The sequence below is a fragment of the Streptomyces sp. NPDC047085 genome (assembly GCF_040643735.1).
Classification (GTDB): domain Bacteria; phylum Actinomycetota; class Actinomycetes; order Streptomycetales; family Streptomycetaceae; genus Streptomyces.
Genome location: NZ_JBEYUW010000001.1, coordinates 1204627 through 1228280, shown reverse-complemented (window position 1 = coordinate 1228280; position 23654 = coordinate 1204627). Strand labels below are relative to the sequence as shown.

Here is a 23654-nt window from a genome sequence, read left to right as displayed (position 1 = left end):
CCTGACCCGTGTGGTCCATCCGATCGAGCAGGAGTCCTACCGGCGGCTGCGCGCCCGCCTGGACACCTCGCACTTCCCGCCGCTGACCCGGGCGGTGGTGGAGCGGGTCATCCACTCCGCCGCCGACCTGGAGTACGCGAACGATCTCGTCATGGACGAGGGCGAGTTGGCGACGGCGCACGCGGCGCTGCACGCCGGGGCCCCCGTGGTGGTGGACGTCGAGATGGTGGGCGCCGGGATCACCCGGCGGGAGACCGTCTGCCGGCTGCGGGACGCCGAGTCCGGGCCGGGGCTGACCCGTTCGGCGCACGCGATCCGGCTCGCCTACGAGCAGGTCGGCCCGGGCGCCCTGTGGGTGATCGGCAACGCTCCGACCGCGCTGGAGGAGCTACTGACCCTGGACGCGGCGCCGGCCCTCGTCATCGGGCTGCCCGTCGGCTTCGTCGGCGCGGTCGAGTCCAAGGCCGCCCTGCGCGAGAGCGGGCTGCCCGCCGTGAGCAACGTGTCCGAGAAGGGCGGGTCGGCGGTCGCCGCCGCCGCGCTCAACGCCCTGCTGTACCACCCGATTTCCCCGAAGGAGACCCCGTGACCAACCCTCCCCCCGCCCTGCTCGTCGCCGGCCACGGCACCCGGGACGAGGCCGGAGCCGAGGCGTTCCGCGACTTCGTACGGGAGTTGGGCCGCCGTCACCCCGAACTGCGCGTCGCGGGCGGTTTCATCGAGCTGTCCCCGCCGCCGCTGGGCGAGGCCGTCACCGAACTGGTCGAACAGGGCGTACGGCGGTTCGCGGCCGTGCCGCTGATGCTGGTGTCCGCCGGGCACGCCAAGGGCGACATCCCGGCCGCGCTGGCCCGCGAGAAGGAACGGCACCCGGGGATCTCGTACACGTACGGGCGTCCGCTCGGCCCGCACCCGTCGCTGCTGAACGTGCTGGAGCGGCGGCTGGACGCGGTGCTCGGCGACTGGGACCGGGCCGACGTCACCGTGCTGCTGGTCGGGCGCGGGTCCACCGACCCGGACGCCAACGCCGAGGTGCACAAGGCGGCGCGGCTGCTGTGGGAGGGGCGCGGATACGCCGGTGTGGAGACGGCGTTCGTGTCGCTGGCGGCGCCGGACGTGCCGAGCGGGCTCGACCGGTGCGCGAAGCTGGGGGCGGAGCGGATCGTCGTCCTGCCCTACTTCCTGTTCACCGGCATCCTGCCGGACCGGGTACGGCGGCAGACCGAGGAGTGGGCGGCCGCGCGTCCGGCGGCCGAGGTGCGCTCGGCGGACGTCATCGGGCCCGAGCCGGAGCTGCTGGACCTGGTGCTGGAGCGGTACGAGGAGGCCGTCAAGGGCGACCTCAGGATGAACTGCGACTCGTGCGTGTACCGGATCGCGCTGCCGGGGTTCGAGGACAAGGTGGGTCTGCCGCAGCAGCCGCACTTCCACCCGGACGACGACGGACACCACGGGCACGGTCACGGGCATCACCATCACGGGGGGCACTCCCACAGCCATGCGCACTGAGGACTCCGGGGACACCCCGGACACCGGGCACGATCTGCGGCATCACGGGGACGCCGAGGTGCGGGACGACGGGGCCGCGCTGGTCGACCTCGCCGTCAACGTGCGGGCGGACACGCCTCCGGCCTGGCTCCGGGAGGAGATCGCCGCGTCCCTGTCGTCGCTCGCGGCCTACCCGGACGGGCGGGCCGCGCGGGCGGCGGTGGCGGCGCGGCACGGGCTGCCGGTGGAGCGGGTGCTGCTGACGGCGGGGGCGGCGGAGGCGTTCGTGCTGCTGGCGCGGGCGCTGAAGGTGCGCCGGCCGGTGGTGGTGCATCCGCAGTTCACCGAGCCGGAGGCGGCGCTGCGGGACGCGGGGCACACCGTGGACCGGGTGCTGCTGCGGGAGACGGACGGCTTCCGGCTCGATCCGGCGGCCGTCCCGGAGGACGCGGATCTGGTGGTGATCGGGAACCCGACCAATCCGACGTCGGTGCTGCATCCCGCCGATGTCGTCGTCCGGCTCGCCCGTCCCGGGCGGACGCTGGTGGTCGACGAGGCGTTCATGGACGCGGTGCCGGGTGAGCGGGAGGCGCTGGCGGGGCGGACCGACGTGCCCGGCCTGGTCGTGCTGCGCAGTCTGACCAAGACGTGGGGCCTGGCCGGGCTGCGCATCGGCTATGTGCTGGCCGCGCCGGAGACGATCACCGAGCTGGAGCGGGCCCAGCCGCTGTGGCCGGTGTCGACGCCGGCGCTGGCGGCGGCGCAGGCGTGTGTGGCACCACGGGCGCTGGCGGAGGCGGCGCACGCGGCGCACCGGATCGCGGCGGACCGGGCACATCTGCTGGCGGGGCTCGCCGCCTTCGCCGACCGGGGCGTGCGGGTGGCCGGTCCCGCCGAAGGCCCGTTCGTGCTGGTGCGCATGCCGGACGCCGCCGCGGTGCGCCGACGCCTGCGCGCGCTGGGCTACGCGGTACGGCGCGGGGACACGTTTCCCGGGCTGGACGAGGACTGGATCCGCATGGCCGTACGGGACCGGGCCACGGTGAACGGATTCCTGGCGGGGCTGGAGCGGGCGCTGGGCTAGGGCCTGTCTTCCGGATCAGGCCGGCTCCGGCCGACCGAGCCTCCTGGCGACCCCGGCAAGATCCGGAAGACAGGCCCTGGCCCCGCCAGGAATTCGGTCAGCTCTTGCGGCGGCGGGCCACCGCCACCGCTCCGCCGCCCACCAGCAGCAGCGCCAGCGCGCCGCCCGCGATGTACGGGGTCGCCGGGTTGCCGCCCGTTTCGGCGAGGTCGGCACGGCCGCCCTGGGGTTCGACGGCGGTGCCCGGGTCGTGGCTCGGGACCGGGTGGCCGGTCGGCCGGTGCATCGGGGACTCGCAGGTCGCCTTCGCCAGGGTGACCGTTCCTTCGACCTCGGCGACGTTCAGTTTCAACGGGTTGACGGAGACCTTGAGTTCGAGGGCCGTCGCGGCGGCCGTGCGCGTGGTCGTGCTGCGCTGGGAGAGGTCGAGGCGGACCTCGCCGACGCCGGGCACCTTCACCTCGGTGGGGCCGCCGGCCGTGAGCGTGACGCGCTTGCCGAGGACGGTGACGGCGCCGAGGACGTTCGCGGAGGCCACGGGCCGCTTGCCCACCTCGCAGGTCGCCTGGGCGGTGACCGTGTCGGCCTCGATCAGGGAGAGCAGGGGCAGGCCCGGCACGTGCAGCTTGGCGTGCGCGACCCGGACGGAGCCCTCGGCGCGCTTCGGCGTCACGGTGGCCTTGGCCGAGGCGACGTCCGCGGCGAGGACGGTGAACGGGTTGCCCCCGTTCACTCCGTCGAGCCGGGCCGACAGCACGGTCTTGTCGGCGCTGCGCGGTGCCTGGACCTCGTTGAGGGAGACCGCGAGCGGGACGTTCACGGTCTTGTTGAGCAGGGACACGTCGAGCCCGGTGCGCAGCACGACGGCGGAGGCGCGACCGTGGTCTTCGGTCGCGTGCGCGGCGCCCGCGCCCAGCACCGCGGGAGCCGCGGCGAGGGCGGTGACCGTCGCCACGGCGGCGAGACGGCGTGCGGGCATGCGGAAGTTTTTGCTGTTCAAGGCGGTGGGACCCCCAGACGGAACATGCTTGGGACCCGTCAACCTTGTACGCACTGTGGGTGAACGGTCAGCTATCCTGGGTTACTTCACTCAAACGTGGATATCTCGCACGCTTCTTCGAATCACCGGGCACACGTGTTCCCCTGCTCCCCCGATGCCCCTTCGTCCCCTACTCGACGACGATCCCGTTCAGCACCACCCGGCGCGGTGCCGCGAGCACGCGGACGTCCGCCCGGGGGTCGGCCTCGTAGACGACGAGATCGGCCGGCGCGCCCTCCTCCAGGCCGGGGCGGCCGAGCCAGGCGCGGGCGCCCCAGCTCGTCGCCGAGAGCGCGTCGAGGGGCGGGATGCCGGCGGTGACCAGTTCCTCGACCTCGCCCGCGACCAGACCGTGGGCCAGCGAGCCGCCCGCGTCGGTGCCGACGTACACCGGGATCCCCGCGTCGTACGCCCCGCGCACGGTGTCGTAGCGGCGCTCGTACAGCCGGCGCATATGGTCCGACCAGCGCGGGAACTTGGATTCGCCGCCGGCCGCGAGCCGCGGGAAGGTGGCGATGTTGACGAGGGTCGGGACGATCGCGACGCCCCGCTCGGCGAACAGCGGGATCAGGTCGTCCGTGAGGCCCGTGGCGTGCTCGATGCAGTCGATGCCCGCTTCGACCAGGTCCCGCAGCGAACTCTCCGCGAAGCAGTGCGCGGTGACCCGGGCACCGAGCCGGTGGGCCTCGGCGATGGCCGCTTCGACGGCGTCGCGCGGCCAGCTGGGCGCCAGGTCGCCGAGGTCGCGGTCGATCCAGTCGCCGACCAGCTTGACCCAGCCGTCGCCGCGCCGGGCCTCCTGGGCGACGTATGCGACGAGCTCGTCCGGCTCAATCTCGTGGGCGTAGTTCCTTATGTAGCGACGGGTGCGGGCGATGTGCCGGCCCGCTCGGATGATCTTCGGGAGATCCTCGCGGTCGTCGATCCAGCGGGTGTCGGAGGGCGAGCCCGCGTCGCGGATCAGCAGGGTGCCGGTCTCCCGGTCGGTCAGCGCCTGCTTCTCGGCGGTCTCCGCGTCCACCGGGCCCTCGGCGCCGAGGCCCACGTGGCAGTGCGCGTCGACCAGGCCGGGCAGCGCCCAGCCCTCGACGGTCCGGACGTCCTGGGCGTCGGCGGGGCGGTCGTAGGAGACGCGGCCCCCGACCACCCACAGCTCGTCGCGGACGTCCTCGGGCCCCACCAGGACCCGGCCCTTCACGTGCAGCACCGCGTGATCGCTCATACACCGCACCTTAATGAGCCCGCGGTCCGTGTGGTGAGTGAGCTACAGCTCAGCCTTCCCCACCTGGTCCGAGGTCTCCTCCTCCACCTCCGCCATCGCCGGGTCGAGCACCCGGGAAAGGAAGTGGCGGGTGCGCTCGTTGCGGGGGTTGCCGATGACCTGCTCGGGGCTGCCGTCCTCGACGATCACGCCGCCGTCCATGAAGACGACCCGGTCGGCGACCTCGCGGGCGAAGGTCATCTCGTGCGTGACGACCATCATGGTCATGCCGTCCTCGGCGAGCCGCCGCATCACCGCGAGGACGTCGCCGACCAGCTCCGGGTCGAGCGCGGAGGTCGGCTCGTCGAAGAGCATCACCTCGGGGCCCATGGCGAGCGCGCGGGCGATGGCCACGCGCTGCTGCTGGCCGCCGGAGAGGGAGGACGGGTAGGCGTCCGCCTTCTCGGACAGGCCGACCCGGGCCAGGTTCTCGGCGGCCGTCCGCGCGGCCGTCGTCTTGTCCCGCCGCAGGACCCGGCGCTGCGGGAGCGTGAGGTTCTCGGTGACGCTGAGGTGCGGGAAGAGGTTGAACTGCTGGAAGACCATGCCGATCCGGCGGCGTACGGCGTCGATGTCGACGTCGGGGTCCGTGATCTCGGTGCCGCCGACGAAGACCTGGCCCTCGGTCGGCTCCTCCAGCAGGTTCACGCAGCGCAGCAGCGTGGACTTGCCGGAGCCGGAGGGGCCGATGACGCAGACGACCTCGCCCTGGCCGATCTCCAGGTCGATGCCGCGCAGGACGTGGTTGTCGCCGAAGGACTTGTGCAGGCCCTGCACGTGGATCTCGGGGCGGCTCATCGGATCGCCTCCTGGGTCCTGGACTCCATGCGGCGCACGACGAAGCCGAGCGGCACGGTGATGAGCAGGTAGCACAGGCCGGCCACCAGGATCGGGGTGGAGTTGGCGGTCGTGCTGGCCAGGTCGTTGCCGAACTTGGACAGCTCGCGCTCCTCCAGGGTGACGCCGAGGAACAGCACCAGCGAGGAGTCCTTGAAGAGCAGGACGAGCTCGTTGGTCAGCGGCGGCAGGATGATCCGGAAGGCCTGCGGGACGATGATGGAGACCATGGCCCTGGCCGGCGAGAAGCCCAGCGAACGGGCCGCCTCCATCTGCCCCTTGGGCACCGCCTGGATGCCGGCGCGGATGGTCTCGGCCATGTAGGCGGCGGAGACCAGGCCGAGCGCGACGGCGACCTTGCCGTAGGTACCGCCGGGGTACACGAGGCTCGGGAAGGCCAGGGGCACGCCGACGCCGACGAAGATGAAGATCAGCAGGGCGGGCAGGCCGCGGAAGATCTCGATGTAGATGCCGGCGACCCAGCGGTAGGGCCCCACGGACGACAGGCGCATCAGGGCGATGACCATGCCGAGCGCCAGGCCCACCACGAACCCGGACAGGGTGTACAGCACGGTGTTCTTCAGCGCCACCGTGATGATGTCCGGGAACATCTGCCGGGCGATGTGGGCCTGCGCGAACTGGTTCTTCAGCCGTCCCCAGTCCGCCGTGGCAGCGAACGCGGCCACGGCGGCGACGAAGACGGCGTACTGCGCCCCGCGCGAGAGCCTGCGCCGCTGCCGGCGCGTGAGGCCCGGTTTCCTCGGCTGGATGCGTGTGTCCGTGTCGGTCATGGGGTCAGGACGCGGACGGGGAGGCGGCAGAGGCGTTGTACGGGCCGATCCACTGCTCGTAGATCTTCTTGTAGGTGCCGTCGGCCTTGGCCTGCTTGAGGGCCTTGTTGATGGCCTCGCGCAGCGCGGTGTTGCCCTTCTTCACCGTGAAGCCGTACTGCTCACCGGTGTTGAGGTTGTCGGCGACCTTGAACGCGGCGGCGTTCGCCTTGTCCTTCAGCCAGCCCTGGACGACCGGGTAGTCGATGATCACGGCCTGGACCTGGCCGGTGCGCAGGCCGTTGAGGACCGCGTCGGAGGAGTGGAAGGAGACCGGGTCGAAGCCCTTGCTCTTGGCGTAGTCCTCGCCCGTGGTCTGCGCCTGGGCGCCGAGCTTCTTGCCCTTGGCCTTGACGTCGGCGAGGGAGTTGACGCCGCTCTTCTTGTCGACGAGCACGGCCTGGGTGGCCTCGAAGTACGGGTCGGAGAAGTCGACGTTCTTCTTCCGCTCGTCGGTGATGGTCATGCCGGCGGCGGCGAGGTCGCACTGGCCGGAGTTGAGGAAGGCGCCGGTCTTGAAGTTCTCGAACGGCGTGTCGAGGATCTGCTGCTTGACGCCCAGGTCCTTGGCGACGAGGTCGATGAGGGAGACGTCGAAGCCCTGCACCTTGCCGTTGATCTCCGACTGGAACGGCGGGTACGGCAGGTGGGTGCAGGTGGTCAGCTGACCGGCCTTGACGAGGTGGACCCCCTTGACGGTGGTCTTGCCGCTCCCCGAGTCGCTGGAGGAGCAGCCGGCCACGAGCACCAGCCCGGCCGTCGCGGTGGTGGCTGCCAGAAGGCGGGTCCGGCGTCCGAGCGTTTTCATGGGGATCTCGATCTCCGTGGGGGAACTGTGCGTTCCGATTATAAGGAAGAGTTTGAGTGCCTCAAACCAAACCCATGGCCAGGGGGGCGTCCGCCTTAAGATCGGTGGAGTTTGTCCCGCTTGACTTGAAGCACTTTGAAGAACTCCGTGAACGAAGAGAGCAGCACCGTGACGCACCCCTTCCTCGATCTGCCCCCGCTGAGCGCCGAGCGGTTCGCCGCCATCGAGGACCGGGTGGCCCGACTGCTGGACACCCGGCAGGACGTCGTGATCACGCAGGGCGAGGCGCTGCTGCCGCTGGAGGGCGCGATCCGCGCGGCGGCCGGTCCGGGCACGGTGGCGCTGAACGTGATCACGGGCCCGTACGGGCAGACCTTCGGCAACTGGCTGCGCGACTGTGGCGCGACCGTGCACGACCTCTCCGTCCCCTTCCACACGGCGGTGACGGCCGCGCAGATCCGGGAGGCGTTCGCCGAGCACCCGGAGATCGACTTCGTGTCCCTCGTCCACGCGGAGGCGGCGACCGGCAACACCAACCCGGTCGCGGAGATCGGCGAGGCGGTGCGGGAGCACGGCGCGCTGTTCTACCTGGACGCGGTCGCCTCGGTCGGGGCCGAGCCGGTGCTGCCGGATGCGTGGGGCGTGGACCTGTGCGTGATCGGGGCGCAGAAGGCGATGGGCGGCCCGGCCGGTGTCTCGGCGATCTCGGTGAGTGAGCGGGCGTGGGCCCGGATGGCCGCGAACCCGAACGCGCCGCGCCGGTCCTACCTCTCCCTCCTCGACTGGAAGGAGCGCTGGATCGACGGCGGCCGCCGGGCGCTGCTGCACGCTCCGGCCCAGCTGGAGATGCTGGCGCTGGAGGCGTGCCTGGAGCGGATCGAGGCGGCGGGTCCGGTGACGGTGATGGCCCGGCACCGGGATGCCGCGCTGGCCGTGCGCGCGGGCGCGGTGGCCCTGGGCGGGGGCCTGGAGCCGTATGTGTACGAGGCGCGGGACGCCGCGCCGGTCGCGACGACCCTGCGGGTGCCGTCGGACGTGGTGGCCTCCGAGCTGGTGGCCCGGGCCCTGGAGAGCGACCCCGCGCTGCCGCTGGCCGCCGGGGGCGGCGCCCTGGCCAAGGAGATGATCCGGGTCAACCACTACGGCCCCGACGCGACCCCGGCCGCCGTGCACCGCTCCCTGTCGGCCCTGGGCGCGGCTCTCGCCGAGCGGGGTCTCGCGGTGGACCTGGAGGGGGCCCGCCGGGCGGCGGACGAAGCCTGGCGGTGACGCCCGGCGGTGGACATCCGCCCCACAGAGATCGGCCCACGCGAAACGCGTGGGCCGTTTTCCTTTTCCCCGCATCGAATTCAAGCGAGTTTCACAACTCCTTCGAATTCCGCCGACGATAGCTTCCCGTGTTCTTCTGCCCGCTTTCCGCGCAACTAAACGGCCCAGTTTTCCGGCAGGTTTCCAGGCTGTGACGTACTCCACAAACAGTCCGTTTTGCCCAGGTTTGATACGTGTCAAACCGGGCATATTGCACCCCATGTCTCTCACCGAAGCCACCCCGCCCGTGCATTTCTGAATTCGCCTCGCTAAATTCGTGCCGCATGACTGCCGCAGCAGCAGACCTGCTCATCGACCGACCGACAATGGCGGACGGAGCCGCACTCTGGCGCCTCGCCAAGGACTCGAAAACCCTCGACCTGAACTCCTCGTACAGCTATCTGCTGTGGTGCCGGGACTTCGCCGCCACCTCGGCGGTGGCGCGCGACGCGGAGGGTGAGCCCGTTGGTTTCGTCACCGGGTACGTGCGGCCCGACCGCCCCGGCACCCTGCTCGTCTGGCAGGTCGCCGTCGACGCCGCCCAGCGGGGTCGCGGCGTGGCCGCCGCGCTGCTGGACGGGCTGACCGCGCGGCTCGCCGCCGAGCGCGGCGTCACCGCCGTCGAGACCACCATCACGCCGGGGAACACCGCCTCCGAGCGGCTGTTCACCTCGTTCGCGAAGCGCCACGGAGCGGACCTCACCCGCGAGGTGCTGTTCCCCGCCGACCTCTTCCCGGAGGGCTCGCACGACCCAGAAGTCCTCTACCGCATCGGTCCGTTGACCGGTGCGGCCCGTTGACCCGCTTGATCGGTCCGACCCGTTCGACCGTCGATCCGCTGATCCGCCGACCCAGCACTCCAGTTCGCTTTGAGGAGCGATTCACCGTGACCATCACCCAGCCCGACCTCAGTGTCTTCGAGACCCTCGAGTCCGAGGTGCGCAGCTACTGCCGCGGCTGGCCCACCGTGTTCGACCGTGCGCAGGGCAGCCGGATGTTCGACGAGGACGGGCACGCGTACCTCGACTTCTTCGCCGGCGCCGGCTCACTCAACTACGGCCACAACAACCCGGTCCTGAAACGGGCGCTGATCGACTATCTGTCCCGGGACGGCGTCACCCACGGCCTGGACATGTCGACCACCGCCAAGCGTGCGTTCCTGGGGACCTTCCAGGACCTGGTGCTGCGCCCGCGCGAGCTGCCGTACAAGGTCATGTTCCCGGGCCCGACCGGCACCAACGCCGTGGAGTCGGCGCTGAAGCTGGCCCGGAAGGTGAAGGGGCGGGAGGCGATCGTGTCGTTCACGAACGCCTTCCACGGCATGTCGCTGGGCTCCCTCGCCGTCACCGGCAACGCCTTCAAGCGGGCCGGCGCCGGCATCCCGCTGGTGCACGGCACGCCGATGCCGTTCGACAACTACTTCGACGGCACGGTGCCGGACTTCCTGTGGTTCGAGCGGCTGCTGGAGGACCAGGGCTCCGGCCTGAACAAGCCGGCCGCGGTGATCGTGGAGACCGTGCAGGGCGAGGGCGGCATCAACGTGGCCCGGCCCGAGTGGCTGCGCGCCCTCAAGGAGCTGTGCGAGCGGCAGGACATGCTGCTGATCGTCGACGACATCCAGATGGGCTGCGGCCGCACGGGCGCCTTCTTCTCCTTCGAGGAGTCGGGCATCACTCCCGACATCGTCACCGTGTCCAAGTCGATCAGCGGCTACGGCCTGCCGATGTCGCTGTGCCTGTTCCGGCCCGAACTCGACATCTGGGAGCCGGGCGAACACAACGGCACCTTCCGCGGCAACAACCCCGCGTTCGTCACCGCCACCGCGGCCCTGGAGACGTACTGGACCGACGGCTCCGCCATGGAGAAGCAGACCAGGGCCCGGGGCGAGCAGGTCGAACAGGGGCTGATCTCCATCACCGAGGAGAACCTCGCCGACGTGCGGGAGTACCGCGGCCGCGGGCTGGTGTGGGGCCTGGAGTTCCACGAGAAGGCACGGGCCGAGCGGGTCGCCCGGCGGGCCTTCGAACTCGGACTGCTCATCGAGACGTCCGGCCCGGAGAGCGAGGTCGTCAAGCTGCTGCCCGCGCTCACCGTCACCGCCGACGAACTGGACGAGGGCCTCAGCGTCCTCGCCCGCGCCGTCCGCGAGACCGCCTAGCCGGCACCTGGTCGGCACCGACCCGCACCGACCCGCACCATTCACCGAGGAGGAAGCACAGCACCGTGATCGTCCGATCGTTCAAGGACATCGAAGGCACCGACCGGCATGTGAGGTCCAGGTCCGGCACCTGGGAGAGCAAGCGGATCGTCCTCGCCAAGGAGCGGGTCGGCTTCTCGCTGCACGAGACCATCCTGTACGCCGGGACCGAGACGTCGATGTGGTACGCCAACCACATCGAGGCCGTCGTCTGCACGCAGGGCGAGGCCGAACTCACCGACCACGAGACCGGGAAGACGCACACCATCACCCCCGGCACCATGTACCTCCTCGACGGCCACGAGCGGCACACGCTGCGCGTCAAGGAGGACTTCCACTGCATCTGCGTGTTCAACCCGCCCGTGACCGGACGGGAGGACCACGACGAGAACGGCGTCTACCCGCTGCTCACCGAGCCCAAGGAGGTGTGAGACACCGATGACCACCGTCACCGATCTGTACCCCAGCCGCGGCACCACCGAGGTGACCGCACCCCGCCAGGACCCGGTCGTCTGGGGCTCCCCGGACACCCCCGGCCCGATCACGGCGGCCGACCTGCAGTCGTACGAGCGCGACGGCTTCCTCGCCATCGAGCAGCTGATCACCTCGGACGAGGTCGAGGTCTACCGGCGTGAGCTGGACCGGCTGGTCGCCGACCCGGCGATCCGTGCCGACGAGCGCTCCATCGTCGAGCCGACGTCGCAGGAGATCCGCTCCGTCTTCGAGGTGCACCGGATCAGCAAGGTGTTCGCGAACCTGGTGCGCGACGAGCGGGTGGTCGGCCGGGCCCGGCAGATCCTCGGCTCCGACGTGTACGTCCACCAGTCCCGGATCAACGTCAAGCCCGGCTTCGGCGCGAGCGGCTTCTACTGGCACTCGGACTTCGAGACCTGGCACGCCGAGGACGGCCTGCCGAACATGCGCACGGTGTCCGTCTCGATCGCGCTGACCGAGAACTACGACACCAACGGCGGCCTGATGATCATGCCGGGTTCGCACCGGACGTTCCTGGGCTGTGCCGGGGCCACGCCCGAGGACAACTACAAGAAGTCGCTGCAGATGCAGGACGCGGGCACGCCCTCGGACGAGGCGCTGACCAAGCTGGCGAGCGAGTACGGCATCAAGCTGTTCACCGGCAAGGCCGGCTCGGCGACCTGGTTCGACTGCAACTGCATGCACGGCTCCGGCGACAACATCACGCCGTTCCCGCGCAGCAACGTCTTCATCGTGTTCAACAGCGTGGAGAACACGGCGGTGGAGCCGTTCGCGGCGCCGGTGCGGCGGCCGGAGTTCATCGGGGCAAGGGATTTCACCCCGGTGAACGCAGCGCCCGCTACCCTGGCATAGTCAGTCTGTGAGCCGTTTGAAGGCACGAACCGGCTTGCCCGGGGACACGGTTGTGGTTGGCGTCGACCGGGCTGGCGTCACCGGGGTCCTCCCGGTGTGGGGCCTTGTCACCGGTCCCGCGCCCTCAAGGCGGATGCGACCTCGATGCCGCAGCCAGCGGCAGCCGAGGAGCGCGACGAGGTGTGAATCGCCGAGCGCACAAGCTCGGTCGTTCACGGCCGAGAAGGTGACTCCGGTGAAGTAGCGACTTCAGTAGGTGAAGTCCCCCCGAGCACCGGGCCGGGGCCTCCTCGTGTGGGACGGGGGGTCCCGGCCCGGTCGTGCCGTCAGCCGGACAGCGCGTCCAGCAGACGGTCCACGTCCGCGGTCGTGTTGTACAGGTGGAAGGCCGCGCGCAGGTTGCCCGCGCGGTCGGAGACCTCGATGCCGGCGCGGCTCAGCTGGGGCTGGCGAACGCCGAGCCCGGGGACGGAGACGATGGCCGAGCCGGGGGCGGGCACGGGCGTGTGGCCGAGGGTCGCGAGCCCGGCCCGGAACCGGTCGGCGAGGGCCACGTCGTGGGCGTGGACGGCGGCCACGCCGAGTTCCTCGATCAGTTCGAGGGAGCGGCGCAGCCCGGCGTAGCTGAACAGGGCGTGGGTGAGGTCGAACCGCCGGGCGGAGTGGGCGAGTTCGTCGACCGGGCCGTAGCAGCTGTCCCAGGGCCGCTCGCCCGCGACCCAGCCCGCGAGCAGCGGGGTGAGCCCGCCGAAGTCCTCGGGGACCGTGAGGAAGGCCGCGCCGTGCGGGCCGAGCAGCCACTTGAAGGAGACCGAGGCGGTGAAGTCGTAGGCGTCCGCGTCCATCGGCAGCCAGCCGGCGGCCTGGGAGAAGTCGACGTAGGTGCGCGCCCCGTGCGCGCGGGCGGCCTCCCGCAGGGCGGGCAGGTCGGCGACGCGGCCGTCGGCGGACTGGGCGGCGCTGACCGCGACCAGCGCGGTGTCCGGGCGGACGGACTCGGCGATCCGCTCCAGCGGCACCGTGCGAACCTTGAGGTCGCCGCGGACGTGGAAGGGGTTCAGCACGGAGGTGAAGTCGTCCTCGGCGGTGAGGACTTCGGCGCCCGCGGGCAGCGAGGCGGCGATCACCCCGGAGTGCGCGGCGACCGAGGCGCCCGCCGCGACCCGGGTGGCCGGGACTCCGGCGAGCCGGGCGTACCCGGCCCGGCAGGCCTCGACGTCCTCGTACAGCGAGGTCAGCGGCCGGCCCTCGGCCCGCAGCAGCGCCGCCTCGTGCAGGGCGGCGACGGTACGGGCCGGCAGCAGGCTGTTGCTGGCGGTGTTGAGGTAGGTGGTCTTCGGGGTGAACTCGGCGCGGACGAGGCTCTCGAACGTCTCCGTGGTCTCCATGGGTCCACTCTGCGGCCGGACGAAGTCGTAGTCCATTGCCGATTTTTACGTGGATCCGCTTAGGAACGCTTATACATCCGCGCCGACCTGCGGTTTCTCAGTGCTGCGGCACCGCGCACCCGTCCGGGCCGCAGGCCTCGGCGTCACCCTGATCGACCAGCTTCAGCGGGGAACGCTCGCCCCAGGCCTGGGTCAGCGCCTGGGTGAAGACCTCGGCGGGCTGGGCGCCGGAGACGCCGTACGTGCGGTCCAGGACGAAGAAGGGGACACCGTTCGCGCCGAGCTGAGCAGCCTCGCGCTCGTCGGCGCGGACCTCGTCGGCGTACGCCGTGGGGTCTGCCAGCACCTTGCGAACGGCGTCGGCGTCCAGTCCGGCCTCGACGGCCAGCTCCACCAGCCGCTCGTCGCCCTCGGTGAAGACGGACCGCTCCTCGGCGAAGTTGGCCCGGTAGAAGATCTGGATCAGCTCGTCCTGCCTGCCCTGCTCCTTCGCGAGGTGCAGCAGGCGGTGCATGTCGAAGGTGTTGCCGTGGTCCCGGCCGCGGGTGACGTAGTCCAGGCCCTCGGCGGCGGCCTGGGCGCCCAGGTTGTCCTCGCCGGCCTGGGCCTGCGCCTCGCTCATGCCGTACTTCTTGGTGAGCATGGTGATCACCGGCTGGACGTCGCCCTTGGCGCGGCCGGGGTCCAGCTCGAAGGAGCGGTGCACCACCTCGACCTCGTCACGGTGCGGGAAGGCAGCGAGCGCCTTCTCGAAGCGGGCCTTGCCCACGTAGCACCAGGGGCAGGCGATGTCGCTCCAGATCTCGACGCGCATGTCTTCGGCTCTTCTCCAGGTCGTACGGGCGCGGAGACTCTCCCCGCATCCATACGTGAACGTTCAAGCAGTGGGGTTCATTCCCCGGGCACGGTGAAGCGGAGGAAGAGGTGGTGGTCGCCCTCGGCGGGCGGGTTCTCCGGGTCGGGGAACCAGCCCTGGCGGGCGTAGAAGGCCTGGGCTCGCTCGTTGTCCGCGTGCACGTCGAGGACGGCGGTGCGCCTGCCGTCGGCCCGCCACTCCTCGACGCAGGCCGCGTGCAGGGCCGTACCGATGCCGGAGCGCCAGTGGTCGGGGTCGACATGGAACTGGAACAGCTTGACCGTGTCCGCGGGTGCGCCGTCCGGGGTGCGGAAGGAGGCGATGCCGACGATCCGGCCCCGCTCGACGGCGCACAGCACATGTCCGTCGGGGCGTTCGATGGAGGCGCGCCAGGCCTCCACCCAGTCGAAGTCGGCCTGGGGCAGCCCGTCCGGGTAGTACGTGGATCGCGCCCGGACGTGCAGATCGGCGATGGTCTCGGTCTCGGCGGGCAGGGCGGTGCGGATCACCCGGGCGCCGGTCACACGTTCACGGATCATGCAGCGAAGGACGCGTCGCCACCGGTTCCGGTTGCGTGCCGACCGAACGGGGCGCCCCGCCGGCCGAGCGGGGCACCCCTACGGCGTCACCGCTGCAGCACCCCGTTGAACCGCCGGGGCAGACCCAGGGGGTTGTCGTCGCGCAGTTCCTTGGGCAGCAACGCCTCGGGCGCTCCCTGATAGGCGACCGGCCGCAGCCACCGCTCGATCGCCGTACCACCCACGGAGGTGGACGTGGAGGTGGTCGCGGGGTACGGCCCGCCGTGATGCTGGGCCGGCGCCACGGCGACGCCCGTCGGCCAGCCGTTCACCACCACGCGCCCGGCGAGCGGCGTCAGTTCGGCGAGGATCTCCGCGCCCCGCCCCTCCCCGGCGGCCTCCTCCGCGGACAGGTGGACGGTCGCGGAGAGGTTGCCCGGCAGCCGGGAGAGAACCGTCGTCGCCTCCGCCTCGTCCTCGTACCGCACCACCACGGTGACCGGGCCGAAGCACTCCTCCAGGAGCACGTCGTACGCCCCCTCCTCGGCCAGCTTCGCCGCCGGCACCGTGAGGAACCCCGGGCTGACGGTGTGCGCCCCGCCCGCGCCCGGGGTGACCGGCGACTCCACCTCGGGCAGTTGGGCGCGCTCGGCGACGCCCGCGACGAAGTTGTCCCGCATGCGGTGGTCGAGCAGCACCCCCGCCTCGGTGTCGCTGACCGCGTCGGTGAGGGCCTTGACCAGCCCGTCGCCCGCCGCGCCGGACGGCACCAGCACCAGGCCGGGCTTCACACAGAACTGGCCGACGCCGAGGGTCATGGACCCGGCGAGCCCGGTACCGATGGCCTCCGCCCGCTCGGCCGCGGCCGCCTCGGTCACCACGACCGGGTTCAGCGAGCCCAGCTCGCCGTGGAACGGGATCGGCACCGGACGCGCGGCGGCCGCGTCGAACAGAGCGCGCCCGCCCCGCACGGAACCGGTGAAGCCCGCGGCGGCGACCAGCGGATGCCGGATCAGCTCGACGCCCGCGTCGAAGCCGTGCACGAGTCCGACGACGCCCTCGGGGATGCCGTGCCCGGCGGCGGCCCGGCGCAGCACCTTGGCGACCAGCTCGGACAGGGCCGGGTGGTCGGGGTGGGCCTTGACGACCACCGGGCAGCCCGCGGCCAGCGCGCTCGCGGTGTCGCCGCCGGCGACGGAGAAGGCGAAGGGGAAGTTGGAGGCGGAGTAGACGGCCACGACGCCGAGCGGGACCTTGTAGCGGCGCAGGTCCGGGACGGGCGGGGTGGCGCTGTCGTCGGGGTGGTCGATGACGACGTCCAGGAAGGCACCCTCGTCGACGATGTCGGCGAAGGCCCTCAGCTGGTACGCCGTACGGGCGAGTTCGCCGGTCAGCCGGACCGGGCCGAGGGCGGTCTCGGCGTCGGCCGTCTCGATCAGGCCGTCCTTGGCCGCCTCCAGGCCGGCCGCGGCCGAGCGCAGGAACGCGGAGCGGACCGCGCGGTCGGCGAGAGCGCCGCGCGCGGCGTGCGCCGCCCGTACGGCCGCGTCCACCTCCTGGGCTGTGGCCTCCACCGCAACCTGTTCACGCTGCTTCCCGGTGCGCGGGTCGACACTCCAGACTGGTGCTGCTGCCACCGCGGATCCCTCCAAGTAAGGCCGCACTTTCGAGGTCAACCATCAGCCGCGTTCGATATACTGAACACCGTCTCTGATGATGAATACGCTGCTCGGAGACTATATATCCACGTCCTCGTCGAACGAAGGGGTCAACGGCGATGTCGGCAGGCGAGACAGGCGGCGGGGCACAGGTCAAGTCCGCGGTGCGGACGGTCGAGTTGCTGGAGTACTTCGCCGGAAAGCCCGGTATGCACTCCCTTGCGGCGGTCCAGGAGGCCGTGGGCTATCCCAAGTCCAGCCTGTACATGCTGCTGCGCACGCTCGTGGAACTGGGCTGGGTGGAGACGGACGCGACGGGCACGCGGTACGGCATCGGGGTGCGGGCGCTGCTGGTCGGCACCTCCTACATCGACGGCGACGAGGTGGTGGCGGCGGCCCGCCCGACCCTGGACCGGCTCTCCGACGACACCACGGAGACCATCCACCTGGCCCGCCTGGACGGCACCAACGTGGTCTACCTGGCCACCCGTCAGTCGCAGCACTACCTGCGCCCCTTCACCCGCGTCGGCCGCCGCCTGCCGGCGCACTCGACCTCCCTCGGCAAGGCGCTGCTCGCCACGCACACCGACGAACAGGTCCGCAAGCTCCTCCCGGAGACCCTCCCCGCGCTGACCGAGCACACCATCACCGACCGCGAGAAGCTGATCGAGGAACTCCACCAGGTCCGCGAGCAGGGCTTCGCCGTCGACCGCGAGGAGAACACGCTGGGCCTGCGCTGCTTCGGCGTCGCCATCCCGTACCGCACCCCCGCCCGCGACGCCATCAGCTGCTCGGTCCCGGTGGCCCGGCTCACCCCGGCCCACGAGCAGATGATCAAGGACGCCCTGTTCGACGCCCGGGACCGGCTGACACTGGCGACGCGGAGGCTGTGAGCCCGGGGGCCGCGAGCGCGAAGGCCGTGACCCCGGAGGCCGTGATCCGGACTCCGTGACCCCGGAGACCGTAACCCCGGAGGCCGTGGCCCCGGACGCCGTGAGGAGGACCGCGTCTCCGCCGAGCGGCGGAGGCGAATCGTCGTCGCGCAGGAAGTGAACCACCTCGTCAGCGCGGCAGCGTGGGGGTATGACCTCCTCAACCGCCGCCGCCGTCACCAGCCTGCGGCTCCGCCCGGTACTGCGGCTCGTGACCGTCGTCTCCTGTCTGCCGTACCTGTCCCTCAAGCTCGCCTGGATCTCCGGAAGTCATCTCGGCATCCCGGACGGAAGTCCGTTGCTGGAGCACCGGGTGGCCATGGCGCTCGCCAACGGGCTCACCGTGCTCATGGACGCCGCCGTCATCGCGCTGGCGCTGTTGCTGACCCAGGCGTGGGGCCGGCGGGTGCCCGCCTGGCTGCTCGCGGCGCCGATGTGGGTCGCCACGGGGCTGCTCGCGCCGATCATGGTGGGGTATCCGTTGCAGATGGCCGTCCACGGGGGCGTGGGCGACGGTGCCGACCGGCCGTTCCTCGACGGATGGGTGTTCGGGGTCGTGTACGGGGGCTTCATCGTGCAGGGGCTCGCTCTGGGGGCGCTGTTCGTCGGGTACGCCCGCGAGCGGTGGGGCCACCTGTGGCGGGGGCGGGTGTGGGAGCTGCCCGCGCACGGCACGGCGGCCGCGCAGCGGACGACCGCCGTGACGGCGGCGCTGCTCGCACTCGTCCCGGGCACGCTCCGGCTGCTGTGGGCCTGCGGGTTCACGGCCGGGCGGAACACCGGCGGCGGCCGGCTCATGGAGGTCGTGTACGTCGGTTTCCTCGCCGCCGCCGTCACCGGCGCCTGGCAGCTCGCCTTCCGCCGCGGCCGCCCCCTGCCGGTCACCGTGCCGCTCGCCCTGGCCTGGGTCGGCTCCGGGGCGGTGGCCTGCTGGGGCGGCTGGATGGCGCTCGGCGCCCTGGTGACCTCCCACGATCTCGCCGACCGTCCCACACCCGCGATGAGCCTCACCTACGCTGTGCAGATGATCGTCGGCCTGCTCGTGGCGACCGTCGCCGCCCACCACTTCGCGGACCGGTCGGCCAGGACCCCCCGGTGACCCGGGCGTTGGGGCTCCTGTTCGGCGGGCGGGCCCGGCGCCGCTGGATCCATCTGATCCTGGGCGGCGCACTCGCCATGCCGTACGTCCTCGTCGGCTCGGTGGTCGTGGGGCCGCTCACCGGCGTGGACAACGTGTTCGGGTCCCTGCCGCTGCAACTCGGTTCGTTCGCGTTCGGGTTGCCGCTCGCCGCCGTGACCTCGCTCTTCCCGCTGACCCGCCCGCTGGAGTCCGGCGCCGCCCGCGCCCTGTGCGGCATCGAGGCGGACGCGCTCGCCCACGGCCCGGCCCGGACGCGGCCCGAACGGGGGCGTACGGCCGCCTGGTTCACGCTGCATCTGGGGCTCGGCGGGATCATCTCGGGGATGTCGCTGGCCGTACCGCCGTTCGCGGTGGTGCTGATGGCGCTGCCCCTGTTCGCCGGGCTGCGCGACCCCCGGCTCGGACTGCCCGAAGTCCTCGACCACGGCTGGGTGTTGGCTCTCTGCCCGATCGCCGGACTGGCCATGCTGCTCGCCCTCGCCGCCTGCGCCGCCGTCTGCGGAGCGCTGCTCGCCCACTGGGCGCCCGCCCTGCTCGGGCCCAGCCCCGCGGACCGGCTCGCCGCGGCCGAGGCCCGCGCCGCCGACCTCGCCGTGCGCAACCGGCTCGCCCGCGAGCTGCACGACTCCGTCGGGCACGCGCTCAGTGCCGTCACGCTGCAGGCGAGCGCCGCCCGCCGCGTCCTCGACAGCGACCCGGACTTCGTCCGCGAGGCGCTGGCCGCCATCGAGGAGACCACGCGGCGCACGGTCGGGGAACTGGACGCCGTCCTCGGCGTGTTGCGGGACGGCGACACCCCCGGCACCGCCCCCGCGCCGACCCTCGCGGCCGACCTGGACGGGCTGCTGCGCCGGACCAGGGCGGGCGGGCAGCGCGTGACCGCCGCCGTCGACACCGACCCCGCCGCGCTGCCCCCGCTGGTCTCCCGAGAGGCGTATCGGATCGTGCAGGAGGGCCTGAGCAACGCCCTCAAGCACGCCGGCGAACCGGTCGGCGTCCGCATCGCCGCCACCGAAGGCCATCTGGAGATCACCGTCGAGAACCCCCTCGGCGGCTGTCCCGCCGCGGGGAGCGAGAAGCCCCTCGGCGGCTGTCCCGCTCCCCGCCCCGGCGGCGGCCACGGCCTGCGCGGCATCGCCGACCGGGTCCGCCTGCTGGGCGGCACCTCGCAGGCGGGCGTGTCCGGGGACATCTGGCGCCTGCACGTCCGACTGCCACTGAAGGGAACCACGTGACCGACGACAGGACGGGCCCGAGCCGGCCCCCGATCCGGATCGTCCTGGCCGACGACGAGCGCATGGTCCGCACCGCCCTGCGCGCCATCCTCTCCGCCGAACCCGGCCTGGAGGTGGTCGGCGAGGCGGCGACCGGTGCCGAGGCGGTCTCCGTCGTCCGGGAGCTGCGCCCCGACGTCGTCCTCATGGACGTCCGCATGCCGGAGGTCGACGGCATCCGGGCCACCGAACAGATCCTCGCCACCGTCGACGGGCCGACCCGGGTGGTGGTCGTGACCACCTTCGAGAACGACTCCTATGTGTACGACGCGCTGCGCGCCGGAGCCGCCGGGTTCCTGCTGAAGCGGGCGGACGCGGACACGCTCGTCCAGGCGGTACGGCTGGTCGCGCGCACCGACAGCCTGCTGTTCCCGTCGGCCGTACGGGCCCTCGCGGCCGAGCACGCGCGCACGGCGCCCGCGCCCCCGGCGTGGGTGAGCAGGCTCACGGGGCGCGAGAGCGAGGTGCTGCGGCACCTGGCCGCCGGGCTGACCAACGCGGAGATCGCCCGGCGCCTGGACGTCGGCCCCGCCACCGTGAAGTCGCACGTCGCGGCGGTGCTGGCCAAGACGGGCACCCGGGACCGGACGCAGGCGGTGATCGCCGCGTACGAGGCCGGCTTCCTGAGTGCCGGATGAGAAAAGCGGGCGTACGGGAACGATCGGAGCCGTCTCGATCGTCTTCACGAGCGGGATGAACAAGACGATCAGGCGGGCGTCCGTCTTCGCGCTGCTGCTCGTGCTCGCTCTGCTGGTCAGGGCGACCTGGGTGCAGTTCTACGACGGCAAGGCCCTCGCGGACGACAACGACAACCGTCGGAACGCGATCGAGACGTACGCACAGCCGCTCGGCAACATCATCGTGGCGGGCGACTCGATCACGGGCTCGGCACGGACGAAGGGCGGCGACCTCGCGTACAAGCGCACGTACAAGAACGGCGAGCTCTACGCCCCGGTGACGGGCTACGCCTCGCAGGCCTACGCCCCCACCCAACTGGAGGGCATCTACAAGGACCTGCTGAACGGCACGGACAGCCGGCTGAAGAACGTGCTGGACACGGTGACCGGCAAGCGCGCCGACCCGGGCAACGTGCTCACGACCATCGACCCGGCCGTGCAGAAGGCCGGGTACGAGGCGCTCGCCGGCAAGAAGGGCGGGGCCGTCGCGATCGACCCGAAGACCGGCAGGATCCTCGCGGTCGTGTCGACGCCGTCGTACGACCCCTCGGCGCTGACCGACGCCAACACGGCCGGGGCTGCCTGGGGGCGGCTCAACAAGGACAAGGACAAGCCGCTCACCAACCGGGCGCTGCGCCAGCCACTGCCGCCGGGCTCGACGTTCAAGCTGGTCGTCGCGGCGGCCGCGCTGGAGAGCGGGCTGTACGAGAACGTGAACCAGAACACCGACAGCCCCGACCCGTACACCCTGCCGGGTACGACGCGGACCCTGGAGAACGAGAACAAGTCCGCCCCCTGCGAGAACGCCTCGATCCGCACGGCCCTGCGCTACTCCTGCAACAACGTCTTCGGCAAGATGGCCGTCGACCTCGGCCAGGACAAGGTGCGGGCGATGGCCGAGAAGTTCGGCTTCGACGACGAGAAGCAGGACGTGCCGGTGCGGGCCTACACCAGCGTGTACCCGTCCGGCATGGACAAGGCGCAGACCGCGCTGTCCGGCATCGGCCAGTTCGACGTCACGGCGACGCCGCTGCAGATGGCGATGGTGTCGGCGGTCATGGCCAACGGCGGGGAACTGGTCTCGCCGCACATGGTCTCCCGGATCACCGACGGTGGCGGTGACGTCCTGCAGGACTACGACGACGATGCCGGGACGCGGCGGATCGTCAGTTCCCGCACCGCCGAGCAGTTGCGGTCGGCCATGGAGACGGTGGTGAAGGACGGCACCGGTACGAACGCGCTGATCGACGGGGTGACCGTCGGCGGCAAGACCGGTACCGCCCAGCACGGCGAGAACAACAGCAAGACGCCGTACGCCTGGTTCACCTCGTACGGGAAGTCGGACAGCAACGGCAAGGAAGTCGCTGTCGCGGTGATGGTCGAGCAGTCGGACGCGGCCCGGTCCGAGGTGAGCGGCAACGGTCTGGCGGCGCCGGTGGCCAGGGCGATGATGCAGGCGGCGGTGAAGTAGCCGGTCGTGAACGGCGGGAGGGGGCGGTTCTGCCGGACCGCCCCCGACCTCACCTGAATCCGGCTCACTTGACCCCGAGTACCTGCTCCACCGGGTCGATCGCGAAGTACACCAGGAACAGCGCGGAGACACCCCACAGCAGCCAGTTGACCTCCTTCGCCTTGCCGAGGACGGTCTTGATGACGACGTAGGACAGGAAGCCGGCGCCGATGCCGTCGGTGATCGAGTACGTGAACGGCATCGCCGCGATGGTGAGGAACGCCGGGATGGCGATCTCGTACTGGTCCCAGTCGATGTGCTTGACGTGGGTCATCATCAGGAAGCCGACCGCGATCAGCGCGGGCGCCGCCGCCTGCAGCGGGACGATGGTGAGCAGTGGGGTGAGGAAGAGCGCGAGGCCGAAGAGGCCGCCGGTGACGAGGTTGGCGAAGCCGGTGCGGGCGCCCTCGCCGACGCCGGCCGCGGACTCGATGTAGGCGGTGTTGGAGGAGGCGGAGCCGACACCGCCGGCGACGGCGGCGGCGCCGTCGATGAACAGGACGCGGCCGATGCCCGGCACCTGCCCCTGCTCGTCCAGGAGTCCGGCCTCGGCGCTGATGCCGACGATGGTGCCCATGGCGTCGAAGAAGTCGGACAGGATGAGCGTGAAGACGAGCAGCACGGCGGTGAGCACGCCGGCCTTGGCGAAGCCGCCGAACAGGCTGAAGTGACCGACGAGCCCGAAGTCCGGAGCGGCGACAATCTTGTCCGGGACCTTCGGGGTGGTCAGGCCCCAGCTCTTGATGTCGGCGACGGCGTTGATGACGATCGCGACGACGGTCATCGTGACGATGCTGATGAGGATCGCGCCCTTCACCTTCCGGGCGAGCAGCGCGATGGTCAGCAGGACACCGAGACAGAAGACGAGAACCGGCCAGCCGGTGAGGCGTCCGACGGCGCCGAGTTGCACCGGCACCGTGGTGTGCGCGGCGTCCGGGATGCGGCTGACGAAGCCGGCGTCCACCAGGCCGATGAAGGCGATGAACAGGCCGATGCCGACGCCGATGGCCTGCTTCAGCTGCTGCGGGATCGCGTTCATGATCGCCTTGCGGAGCCCGGTGAGGACCAGGAGGCAGATGACGAGGCCTTCCAGCACCACCAGGCCCATCGCGTCGGACCAGCTCATCAGCGGTGCCAACTGGAAGGCGACGACCGCGTTGAGGCCGAGGCCGGCGGCGATGGCGAGCGGGAGGTTGCCGCCGACGCCCATGACGATCGTCATCACACAGGCCACCAGGGCGGTGGCGGTGACGAGTTGGCCGGTGTCGAGGGAGTGTCCGAACTTGTCCTTGGCGCTGCCCAGGATGATCGGGTTCAGGACAAGGATGTAGGCCATGGTGAAGAACGTGGCGAAGCCGCCGCGTATCTCCCGGCCGAAGCTGGATCCCCGCTCGGAGATTCTGAAGTACCGGTCGACGCTGTTGCCGGTGGGTGGCGCGGCGCCGGGCCGCTGGTCCACCTTCGCCGTCTCGGACATGGGTGTACTCCTCGTTGCCTGGTG

Annotated in this window: 23 protein-coding genes; 13 read left to right on the top strand and 10 right to left on the bottom strand. The window is 71.5% G+C overall.

Features of this window, described 5'->3' with window-relative positions:
* Nucleotide 1 precedes the first annotated feature (1 nt).
* From ABZ865_RS05345 to cobC, 3 genes are read left to right on the top strand one after another with little or no spacing between them, the layout of a single operon-like run.
* Nucleotides 2–589: a precorrin-8X methylmutase gene (locus tag ABZ865_RS05345; protein ID WP_361224412.1), complete on the top strand. Its 588-nt coding sequence runs from the start codon at nucleotides 2–4 to the stop codon at nucleotides 587–589.
* Nucleotides 586–1509, top strand: a complete 924-nt coding sequence (locus ABZ865_RS05340) for a sirohydrochlorin chelatase (RefSeq protein ID WP_361224045.1) — start codon at nucleotides 586–588, stop codon at nucleotides 1507–1509. Before ABZ865_RS05345 ends, ABZ865_RS05340 begins: the two co-directional genes overlap by 4 nt.
* Nucleotides 1499–2572: an Rv2231c family pyridoxal phosphate-dependent protein CobC gene (gene cobC, locus ABZ865_RS05335; RefSeq protein WP_361224042.1), complete on the top strand. Its 1074-nt coding sequence runs from the start codon at nucleotides 1499–1501 to the stop codon at nucleotides 2570–2572. The genes ABZ865_RS05340 and cobC overlap by 11 nt, the downstream gene beginning before the upstream one ends.
* A gap of 97 nt (nucleotides 2573–2669) precedes the next feature.
* Here cobC and ABZ865_RS05330 read toward each other — a convergent pair whose 3' ends face one another.
* The 5 genes from ABZ865_RS05330 to ABZ865_RS05310 form a co-directional block, all read right to left on the bottom strand.
* Nucleotides 2670–3572: an SCO1860 family LAETG-anchored protein gene (locus ABZ865_RS05330; RefSeq protein WP_361224039.1), complete on the bottom strand. Its 903-nt coding sequence runs from the start codon at nucleotides 3570–3572 to the stop codon at nucleotides 2670–2672.
* A 169-nt stretch (nucleotides 3573–3741) separates the two neighbouring features.
* On the bottom strand, nucleotides 3742–4833 hold the full coding sequence (locus tag ABZ865_RS05325) for an amidohydrolase family protein (RefSeq protein ID WP_361224037.1): 1092 nt from the start codon (nucleotides 4831–4833) through the stop codon (nucleotides 3742–3744).
* A gap of 42 nt (nucleotides 4834–4875) precedes the next feature.
* On the bottom strand, nucleotides 4876–5670 hold the full coding sequence (locus ABZ865_RS05320; protein WP_361224034.1) for an amino acid ABC transporter ATP-binding protein: 795 nt from the start codon (nucleotides 5668–5670) through the stop codon (nucleotides 4876–4878).
* Nucleotides 5667–6500 carry an amino acid ABC transporter permease gene (locus tag ABZ865_RS05315; RefSeq protein WP_361224031.1) on the bottom strand — a complete coding sequence of 278 codons (834 nt, stop codon included), beginning with the start codon at nucleotides 6498–6500 and terminating at the stop codon, nucleotides 5667–5669. Before ABZ865_RS05315 ends, ABZ865_RS05320 begins: the two co-directional genes overlap by 4 nt.
* 4 nt (nucleotides 6501–6504) lie before the next feature.
* Entirely contained in the window at nucleotides 6505–7347 is an 843-nt protein-coding gene (locus tag ABZ865_RS05310) for a transporter substrate-binding domain-containing protein (RefSeq protein WP_361224028.1), read from the bottom strand.
* A gap of 168 nt (nucleotides 7348–7515) precedes the next feature.
* Here ABZ865_RS05310 and ABZ865_RS05305 point away from each other — a divergent pair, with 168 nt between their 5' ends.
* The 5 genes from ABZ865_RS05305 to thpD all read left to right on the top strand — a co-directional run bounded on the left by ABZ865_RS05305 (nucleotide 7516) and on the right by thpD (nucleotide 12199).
* The gene (locus tag ABZ865_RS05305) at nucleotides 7516–8616 is read left to right on the top strand and encodes an aminotransferase class V-fold PLP-dependent enzyme (RefSeq protein WP_361224409.1); all 1101 of its coding nucleotides are present in this window, start codon (nucleotides 7516–7518) and stop codon (nucleotides 8614–8616) included.
* A 323-nt stretch (nucleotides 8617–8939) separates the two neighbouring features.
* Complete coding sequence (ectA, locus tag ABZ865_RS05300; RefSeq protein ID WP_361224025.1) at nucleotides 8940–9455, top strand: diaminobutyrate acetyltransferase; 516 nt, start codon at nucleotides 8940–8942, stop codon at nucleotides 9453–9455.
* 86 nt (nucleotides 9456–9541) lie between these two features.
* Nucleotides 9542–10813, top strand: a complete 1272-nt coding sequence (gene ectB, locus ABZ865_RS05295) for a diaminobutyrate--2-oxoglutarate transaminase (RefSeq protein ID WP_361224022.1) — start codon at nucleotides 9542–9544, stop codon at nucleotides 10811–10813.
* 65 nt (nucleotides 10814–10878) lie between these two features.
* Nucleotides 10879–11283, top strand: coding sequence for an ectoine synthase (locus ABZ865_RS05290; RefSeq protein ID WP_361224019.1), 405 nt, complete (start codon nucleotides 10879–10881; stop codon nucleotides 11281–11283).
* A gap of 7 nt (nucleotides 11284–11290) precedes the next feature.
* Entirely contained in the window at nucleotides 11291–12199 is a 909-nt protein-coding gene (thpD, locus tag ABZ865_RS05285; RefSeq protein WP_361224017.1) for an ectoine hydroxylase, read from the top strand.
* Between the two features lie 326 nt (nucleotides 12200–12525).
* Here thpD and ABZ865_RS05280 read toward each other — a convergent pair whose 3' ends face one another.
* From ABZ865_RS05280 to ABZ865_RS05265, 4 genes are all read right to left on the bottom strand, one after another.
* A complete protein-coding gene (locus ABZ865_RS05280; RefSeq protein ID WP_361224014.1) occupies nucleotides 12526–13587 on the bottom strand; it encodes an aminotransferase class V-fold PLP-dependent enzyme in 1062 nt (353 codons plus the stop codon).
* Between the two features lie 97 nt (nucleotides 13588–13684).
* Complete coding sequence (locus ABZ865_RS05275) at nucleotides 13685–14401, bottom strand: DsbA family oxidoreductase (RefSeq protein WP_361224011.1); 717 nt, start codon at nucleotides 14399–14401, stop codon at nucleotides 13685–13687.
* Between the two features lie 77 nt (nucleotides 14402–14478).
* Nucleotides 14479–14982, bottom strand: a complete 504-nt coding sequence (locus tag ABZ865_RS05270) for a GNAT family N-acetyltransferase (protein ID WP_361224008.1) — start codon at nucleotides 14980–14982, stop codon at nucleotides 14479–14481.
* Nucleotides 14983–15068: 86 nt separating this feature from the next.
* Complete coding sequence (locus ABZ865_RS05265; RefSeq protein WP_361224005.1) at nucleotides 15069–16598, bottom strand: aldehyde dehydrogenase (NADP(+)); 1530 nt, start codon at nucleotides 16596–16598, stop codon at nucleotides 15069–15071.
* A 140-nt stretch (nucleotides 16599–16738) separates the two neighbouring features.
* Here ABZ865_RS05265 and ABZ865_RS05260 point away from each other — a divergent pair, with 140 nt between their 5' ends.
* The 5 genes from ABZ865_RS05260 to ABZ865_RS05240 all read left to right on the top strand — a co-directional run bounded on the left by ABZ865_RS05260 (nucleotide 16739) and on the right by ABZ865_RS05240 (nucleotide 22114).
* Complete coding sequence (locus tag ABZ865_RS05260) at nucleotides 16739–17512, top strand: IclR family transcriptional regulator (RefSeq protein WP_067313156.1); 774 nt, start codon at nucleotides 16739–16741, stop codon at nucleotides 17510–17512.
* A 190-nt stretch (nucleotides 17513–17702) separates the two neighbouring features.
* Nucleotides 17703–18650 carry a hypothetical protein gene (locus tag ABZ865_RS05255; protein ID WP_361224001.1) on the top strand — a complete coding sequence of 316 codons (948 nt, stop codon included), beginning with the start codon at nucleotides 17703–17705 and terminating at the stop codon, nucleotides 18648–18650.
* Complete coding sequence (locus tag ABZ865_RS05250) at nucleotides 18647–19927, top strand: histidine kinase (RefSeq protein ID WP_361223998.1); 1281 nt, start codon at nucleotides 18647–18649, stop codon at nucleotides 19925–19927. Before ABZ865_RS05255 ends, ABZ865_RS05250 begins: the two co-directional genes overlap by 4 nt.
* The gene (locus tag ABZ865_RS05245; protein WP_361223995.1) at nucleotides 19924–20604 is read left to right on the top strand and encodes a response regulator transcription factor; all 681 of its coding nucleotides are present in this window, start codon (nucleotides 19924–19926) and stop codon (nucleotides 20602–20604) included. Before ABZ865_RS05250 ends, ABZ865_RS05245 begins: the two co-directional genes overlap by 4 nt.
* A 55-nt stretch (nucleotides 20605–20659) precedes the next feature.
* A complete protein-coding gene (locus ABZ865_RS05240; RefSeq protein WP_361223992.1) occupies nucleotides 20660–22114 on the top strand; it encodes a penicillin-binding transpeptidase domain-containing protein in 1455 nt (484 codons plus the stop codon).
* Nucleotides 22115–22178: 64 nt separating this feature from the next.
* Here the strand turns inward: ABZ865_RS05240 and ABZ865_RS05235 are convergent, their stop codons facing one another.
* Nucleotides 22179–23630, bottom strand: coding sequence for an NCS2 family permease (locus tag ABZ865_RS05235; protein WP_361223989.1), 1452 nt, complete (start codon nucleotides 23628–23630; stop codon nucleotides 22179–22181).
* Between the last annotated feature and the right edge of the window lie 24 nt (nucleotides 23631–23654).